Below are 7322 nucleotides of genomic sequence, written 5' to 3'. Positions count from 1 at the left end.
TGGGCACCACCCGCTGGAACAGTTCCCACAGCTCGTCCGGCACCAGCCGTTCCACCATCGACACAGAAGCAGGCTACCGAGAACCCAAATGAGATGAGCTCTAAGTAGGATCTGACTGGATTCCGGTCTCGAGAAAGCCGTGTCGTCATGCCTATCAAACGCCTGGTCGGTCGCGTGGAGATCAATTATGCGACGGTCAGCGGATACGGCTCTCGATCCGGCGAACAGGTACGAGGTCGGCCACCGTGTCACACGAAGGACGGTGCAGGATGCCCCACCCAGCCACCACCGCCGATCCGGTCCGGCTCGCGATCATCGGTTGCGGCGCCGTTGCCCTGACCTGCCATATTCCGGCTCTAGCCGAAACCCCAGGAGTCCGTGTCCAAGCCCTGATCGACTCGGATCCGCGCAAGGCGCGGGCCGCGGCGGCGCTGATGGAGCAGCAGGGACTCCGTCCTCCTGGCTATGTCGGTGACTCCCTCACAGCCGCAATCCCTCATGTCGAAGCGGCCCTGGTGTGTACCACCCATGCCTCCCACATCGAGGTTGCAACCGCCCTCCTGCGCGCGGGACGACACGTTCTGGTGGAGAAACCGCTGACGACGACGGTGTCCGACGCCCGCGCCCTGATCGCATTGGCGGAGCGGTCGAACCTCGTCGCCTCTGTCGCACACGTCCGACGCCTGTTCCCGATCGCCTCCTGGGTCAGCCGGATCCTGAAGTCGGGCGACCTGGGCACCCTCCAACAGGTCCGTTGGCGGGAAGGGGCGCCCTACTCATGGCCTGTCACCTCTCCCTCGATGTTCCGCCCGGACCTCGCCGGCGGCGGAGTCACACTGGAAGTCGGCTCCCACGTCTTCGACCTGCTTTCGCACTGGTTCGGGTCATCGGTGGAAGTCCTGGACTACGCCGATGACAGCCTCGGCGGAGTGGAGAGCGAGGCCCTGATCCGACTCCGGTACGGAAAGGTGCGGGCCGAAGTAGCACTGTCCCGACTCCGGAATCTGGGCGGTTCGATCGAGATCCAGGGCACTGAAGCGTCCCTGCGCGTGGGGACCGGGTTCCAGGAACGGTACGAGATCGTCCCTGCGGGACCCGGGTCGGCACGCGTCGGGAGCGTTCCCATCGAGGGTGCAGCTTCGGACACGTGGACCGGCCTCTTCGCGGGACAGCTCTCGCTGTTCGCGCGTGCTGTCCGACGCGGGGACCCCCCTCTCGCCGACGCCCGAGCGGGGCTAGCGACCGTCGCCGTCGCGGAAGAGTGCTACGCGGGAGAGGGGCGGGGGCGACTTGCGGGACCACGGCCGCCAGCTCCCCCTGGCCTGGCGTCCCTCGCGAACCATCGCCTGCTGGTGACGGGTGCGAGCGGTTTCGTCGGTTCCCGGACAGTACGGCATCTGGTGTCGAATACCGACGCGAATGTGGTGGCGATGGTGCGCGGCTACCACCGACTCGCCGGACTTGCGGCGCTCGATCAGCGAAGACTGTCCTTCGTCACCGCCGACCTGGACACTCCCGACGGCCTGGCCGAGGCCATGAAGGGCTGTGACACCGTCCTCCACTGCGCGTTCGGCAACTCCGGTGACGATGAGTCCCGGTGGCACACCACGGTCAACGGTTCCCTGAACGCCTTCCGGGCGGCCAAGGAGGCCGGCGTCCGCCGCTTCGTCCTCGTGAGCACCGTGTCCGTCTACGACCTGGACAGCGCGGAAACCGTCACCGAGGAGAGCCCGATGATCCCCGCCGTCCCTAGTGACCTCAGCTACCCGCAGCAGAAGGCGGCGGCTGAGCGGTTGCTCCTCGCTGAGCCTTCGAAGGGTATGGAGGTCGTGGTGGTCCAGCCCACCGTCATCTACGGTCCGGAGGCGCCCGACTGGACCATCCGGGCGCTGGAGCGCATCGCGACCGACACCGACATACTTCCCACGGGCGATCACGGTGTCTGCAACGCGGTGCACATCGACGACGTCGTCGCAGCCCTACTGCTGGCCGCGGTCGAGCCAGCCGCGAACGGAAGGCGGTTCCTCATTTCGAGTGACTCACCCACCTCGTGGGGGCGCCTCTACGACACCTACAGGACCATGGCGGTCGGAATCGGTGGCTCCGCTGGGGCGGCCACCGGGGAGCCAGGGAGCCGGCGGGCGCTGCCTGGTTGGGAACAGGAGGTCTACGCCGCTCGCGCGGCGGTGGACATTGGCCTGGCCCGCCGGGTGCTCGGCTACCGCCCGCGGCACGACCTGGACAGTGGGATGGAGTCGGTGCGCGAGTGGGCCGCGTGGTGGTTCGCCGACGAGCCGACAGGGGTGGAGGGCGCCTCCTCATGAGAATCGTCGCCATCGCCCCGCATCCCGATGACGAGATCATCGGCGCCGGCGGATCGCTGATCGCCCACGCCCGCGCCGGAGCCGAGATCACCACAGTCCACGTGGTCGAGAGGGATCGCAGTACGTTGGACCACGAGACAGACGACGACGGCTTCCAGGCCGAGATAGCCAAGGCCAACGACGTGCTCGGAGTGAACCACTGCGTCCAGCTCTTCTGCCGTTCCCGGGACCTGCTCCCCAGCCGGGAAGTCCGGTTGGCGCTGGTGCGTGTGCTGCGCCAGCACCGTCCGGAGATCGTCTATATCCCGCATTCGGATGAAACTGACCAAGAGCACGAGCTCGTCCACCGCCTGTCCATGGACGCATTGTGGATGGCCAGCTCGCGCTTCTTCGCGGAGGCGGGCACGGAGCCCTCGCCCGCGCCGACCCTGGTGCTGGGTTACGAGGTGTGGACGCCGATGCACCGGTTCTCCCACGTCCAGGACATAAGCGACGTCCTGGATGAGAAGGTCGAGGCCATGCGCGCCTACACGTCCCAGTTGCGGCTCGCGCGGTGGGACTCGGCTATCCGCGGTCTGGCGCACTACCGCGGAGCCGTGTCACTCGGTGGAGGTGCCGCCGAGGTCTTCGATGTCCTGCGCCTGACCCCGTCCGCCGTGTCAGCGATGGACCCCCGGAATCCCGGTCAAGAGGGGTAGGCGTCTCTCGGTGGGAGAGGGCCCTTCGCGCCCCCTTCCACCGGGAAAGGACCGTGGAGGGAACGGTAGAACTCGAGCGCGTTCGTGGGCAGCCACGGCATCCCCTCGGTCATGGCCCACCCGGGAATGCCCATGACGTCGTCGCGCCATGTGTTCGAGCCGTGCCTGATCTGGACGTAGTGGCCAGCATTGGGCACCGTACCCAACCGCCCCCCGGCGGCCAGGACCCTCTCCAGGAAAGTCGTCTGCTCGAAGAAGGACAGGTCAGGGTATCCTTCCGTGGCCTCCCAGTCGGTCCTGCGGTAAACGAGCGTTCCGCAGTGGATCCCGCCCTTCCGGTGCAGTCGCATCAGGGCGTTGGGCGCGGCCCAACTCTGGTCCTTCTTCACGAAGTAGAAGGGCGCCCCTTCGAATCCGACGATCGATGCGGTGTCATCCAGGAGCGGGCCAACTTGGGCCGCGATCCGCCCAGGGCCGTGCCAGTCGTCGTCGTCCCATTGAGAGATGATCTCGCCTCTGGCGGCCGCCACACCCGCGTTCATCTTCGATCCGATCGTGTTGCGGCCCTCGAGTCGGAGATAACGGATGTCCTCGACGTCCGGTATCAGGTCCTCGACGGTTTCCGTGCCGTCGTCCACGATCACGAGTTCCCGCGCCCGGTAGGTCTGGGCCAGGAAGTAGTCGATTGCCCTGCGCACGAAGTGGCGTCGGTCAGCGGTAGGCATGATGGCCGTCACCAGGGGGCCGTCCGTGACGGGGTCGCGGGTGCTCCGCGGTACGGCCAGACTTGCGGGGGGAGCGGGACATGGGTCCGTCCCGAACCCTGCCAGGACTCGCCAGTGACCGCCCGGTGACTTGGCCCAGACGCACCCGCACGGATCCGGGACGGTCCACGGCCACCAGGACTCCTCCCTCCTCTCCGCGAGGCTTCGCGTCGGCGTGTACTGAGGCAGTTCCTGGGGCGGCCACAGTCCGTCCAGGATCTCGGCTCCGTGGAGCCCTCCGACGACCATGGCGACGGGCTCGCCCTCCGCGTCCCGCGAAGTCGACTCCGGTCGCCCCAGCAACAGGGAAGTGTGCTCGGTTCCGCTCACCCGCCTGCCCGCTTCCGCGGCCACCGCGCGGAGCATGTCCTCAAGCGTGGTCCGGCCCCTTCCTGTGAGGCCGTGAACCGTCTCCGGCCCTCCTCCCTCTTCGCACACGTCATGGAGCATGCCTTCCGCCGCCAGGGCGCGCAAGTGGGTCCGTGCGTCGCTCGGGGAGAGGCCGTGGCGCCCGGCCGCTGTGCGGAACTCGTCCTCCGTGAGTGGCCCCACCCGGAAGAGTCCCAGAACACTCAGTCCGATTTTCATCGTTATTGCCTTTCGCGTCGTCCGCGTCATGCTGCCAACGGTTTTCGAGAGGGGGTGCTCACTCGGTGTTCCCGGGGATGATCCTCTCTGGAACGACGCGCAGGATGACACGCTCACTGATGATCCTGGCCGGGTAGAGATCGCCGAGATACTTCATGCTCAACTCGTCGATGTGCTCGCGCGCCGGTACTCCGAGAACGACATCGGCCACCCTGCCCCGGACTTCCACATAGTGGTAGGGATCGAGATGATCGATGACCACTGCCGTCACGCGCGGGTCATCGGACACGTTGCGGTACTTCTTGCGATGCACCTCGGTGTTGAACACGAGCGCGGTCTCGTCCGCATCCACCCACATCACCTGGCTCTGCACCCGTCCGCTCGGCATGAAGGTACTCAGGACGGCGAAATTCGGGCCTCGGGCCAACTCCATGGCCGACGACCACAGTGCGTTTCGAGAAGTTTCTCTTTTCTCTAGTTCTTCCATACGTCCTCTCATTTCCCCTTCGGTGCGACGGCCTAGTTTCCGACGCTGTGGTATCTGCGGGCCTGGCGGTGCCAGACCCAGTAAGCGAGGAGGAACCACACGGCCCCCATCACGGGTGTGCCGAATGCGACGATCGCGGACATGTGCAGCTCACCGGTCTTCTCCAGAAACACGCTCGCGGGAATGTAGGCGATGAAGGCAATAGGGACGACCCAGGTGAGCGCCCAGTTGAGAACGCCTCCGAAGATCGTCGTCGGGTAGGAGCCGAACAGAAGGAAGAAGTTGTCGATCAGGTGGTTCGCGGCCCACGTCTGCACGAACCGGAAGCTCAGTGAGGAGACCGCGACTACCGCAGCTCCCTCGATCAGCGCACCTCCGAGGACGACCAGGATGAGATAGGCCCCGGTGAGCGGTGACAGGTTGAGGTCGACGAGGTGGGCCGCGATGGTGAACAGCAAGGCCGCGGCGGCGACGTCGCCGATCACGTTCATCTGGAACCTGGTCGTCATCACCTGTAGGAGGGGGTTGAGCGGCCGCACAAGGTACCGGTCGAAACGGCCCTCCCTCACCGTGGTGTCGAGGAACTGCACCTGGTGGAACGGGACAACCCATACCGCGTGGGCGAGCAGGCGTAAGGAGTACAACAGGGCGATCTCGCCAAACGTCCAGCCCGCGATGGTATCGAACTGGTACAGCACGATCCAGATGAAGGCGAATCCGCTGCCTTGGTAGAACACCCCCAGGAGGACGAGTAACAGGAAGTTGAGCCGGTACTGCATCTCACCGCGGATCGCGGCCGCGTACAGGGCCCAGGTGATGGAAAGGGTCCGGAGCAGTGTTCTCACCCCCCTTGGACGATGACCCGCCGGACCGCTGCCCGCCAGAGCAGCCTGGCGAACAGGACCAGTACCGCGATCCACACGACCTGGACTCCGATGGCCAACAGCGCGTCCGTGCCCGTGATGCGGCCGACGTAGATGGCGACGGGCGTGTACGTGGTGGCTTGGAACGGCAGGAGCCGCGCGAGGACTCCCAGCCCCTCCGGGAAGAAGTCGAGCGGGACGAGGGCACCGGCGAAGAACTGGTTCACCAGGTAGTACAGAACCCCGATGCCGGTGATCTCCATGGTCCAGAAGGCCACCATGCCGAGGATGAGGTTCAGGAGGAGCGCCACCAGATAGGCGCACAGCAAGCTCACGAGCCATGTGGCGAACGCGGCCGCGGACACAGGCGGGCCGAGCGTGCCAGCCAGGGCGACCACAGGCAGGGCGGCGACCGCGAACAACACCATGGCGAGGCTGGAGCCGACCAAGTGGGCGAGCATCTGGGGGACGAAGCCGGCCGGGCGGAGCAGGTCGAAGGCCACCTGTCCTTCCCGTACGCGGGAGTGGATGTAGGAGCTCACGGAGGGATCCTGAAGAGCCCAGTTCTGAAGGTTAGCGATGGTGAGGTAGACCAGCATCGACGAGAGGTTCACGTCGTTGACGACCTCGGTCTCACCGTAGAGGGATGTCCACACCACGCGCAGGATGAAGATCTGCATGACCACTGCGGCCAAGAGGAAGGCGGCGTTCTGGCGATAGGTCACCGCGATCCGCAGTCGGCCTCGGATGATCTCCAAGTAGGCCGGAACGTTTCGCTGAGGGCGGCCTGGTCGGTCGAGGGTGTCCATTCCGGACGGAGCCGCTCTCATCACGTGACTGACTCCCGGTCGCTATAGACACGCCGCAGCACACCACCCAGGTCCGGCTCAGTGATGGAAAGGTCGAGGATCGGATAGGCGGCACTGAACGCGGAGATGACCTCCTGTGCCGAGGTCAGCGACGATTTGAACCCGATCCTGATGACGTTGCCCTCTTGGGAGATGAGCTCTCCCGGGAACCGGTCGCCGAGAGTGACCTCGGGAGCTTCTCCGGCCGGGCCTTCCGGTGCGAGGTGGGCCACGAGGACGCGGTGCGGAGCGTACTCGGCCTTCAGCGGGTCGAGCCCTCCGTCGTAGACCAAGGTTCCCCGGTCGATGAGTATCGCCCTGCGGCACAACCGCTCGACATCGCTCAGGTCGTGCGTAGTCAGGATAATCGTGGTCCCGGATTCGCAGTTGATCTTCTCGATGAAGCCCCTCATCCGCTCCTTGGCCACGGAGTCGAGACCGATGGTCGGCTCGTCAAGATAGAGGAGAGGTGGCTCGTACAGCATGGCCGCGGCCAGATCGCCCCGCATGCGCTGACCCAAGCTCAGCTGTCGCACCGGCCGGTCGAGGAACGATCCCATGTCGAGCAGGTCCACGAACCGGTCGAGGTTGCGCCGGAAGGTTCCCTGCGGCATTCGGTAGAGCTTGCCCACCAGCCGGAAGGAATCGATCAGGGGGAGATCCCACCAGAGCTGACTGCGCTGTCCGAAGACCACGCCAATGCCCAGGGCGTTCCGCTCTCGGTCACGCCAGGGGGCCACGCCCCTCACT

At 65.8% G+C, this 7322-nt stretch carries 7 protein-coding genes; 2 read left to right on the top strand and 5 right to left on the bottom strand.

Annotation, left to right across the window (positions count from 1 at the left end; all coding sequences use genetic code 11):
* Positions 1 to 269: 269 nt before the first annotated feature.
* Together QJS33_RS30730 and QJS33_RS30725 are read left to right on the top strand one after the other, a co-directional pair.
* On the top strand, positions 270 to 2324 hold the full coding sequence (locus QJS33_RS30730) for an NAD-dependent epimerase/dehydratase family protein (protein ID WP_306371580.1): 2055 nt from the start codon (positions 270 to 272) through the stop codon (positions 2322 to 2324).
* The gene (locus tag QJS33_RS30725; RefSeq protein ID WP_306371579.1) at positions 2321 to 3022 is read left to right on the top strand and encodes a PIG-L deacetylase family protein; all 702 of its coding nucleotides are present in this window, start codon (positions 2321 to 2323) and stop codon (positions 3020 to 3022) included. The genes QJS33_RS30730 and QJS33_RS30725 overlap by 4 nt, the downstream gene beginning before the upstream one ends.
* On the opposite strand, the gene QJS33_RS30720 is transcribed toward QJS33_RS30725, so the two are convergent.
* The 5 genes from QJS33_RS30720 to QJS33_RS30700 all read right to left on the bottom strand — a co-directional run.
* A complete protein-coding gene (locus QJS33_RS30720) occupies positions 3010 to 4404 on the bottom strand; it encodes a glycosyltransferase (RefSeq protein WP_306371578.1) in 1395 nt (464 codons plus the stop codon). The genes QJS33_RS30725 and QJS33_RS30720 overlap by 13 nt on opposite strands.
* 28 nt (positions 4405 to 4432) lie before the next feature.
* The gene (locus QJS33_RS30715; RefSeq protein WP_306371577.1) at positions 4433 to 4861 is read right to left on the bottom strand and encodes a TIGR03618 family F420-dependent PPOX class oxidoreductase; all 429 of its coding nucleotides are present in this window, start codon (positions 4859 to 4861) and stop codon (positions 4433 to 4435) included.
* Between the two features lie 32 nt (positions 4862 to 4893).
* Positions 4894 to 5706, bottom strand: coding sequence for an ABC transporter permease (locus QJS33_RS30710; protein WP_306371576.1), 813 nt, complete (start codon positions 5704 to 5706; stop codon positions 4894 to 4896).
* A complete protein-coding gene (locus QJS33_RS30705) occupies positions 5703 to 6482 on the bottom strand; it encodes an ABC-2 family transporter protein (protein WP_306371575.1) in 780 nt (259 codons plus the stop codon). Before QJS33_RS30705 ends, QJS33_RS30710 begins: the two co-directional genes overlap by 4 nt.
* A 71-nt stretch (positions 6483 to 6553) precedes the next feature.
* A partial coding sequence (locus QJS33_RS30700; protein ID WP_306371574.1) for an ATP-binding cassette domain-containing protein occupies positions 6554 to 7322 on the bottom strand: 769 nt, incomplete at its 5' end.

It is taken from the genome of Nocardiopsis sp. CC223A, assembly GCF_030766825.1.
Taxonomy (GTDB): domain Bacteria; phylum Actinomycetota; class Actinomycetes; order Streptosporangiales; family Streptosporangiaceae; genus Nocardiopsis.
This window is presented reverse-complemented; position numbering and strand designations above follow the sequence as displayed.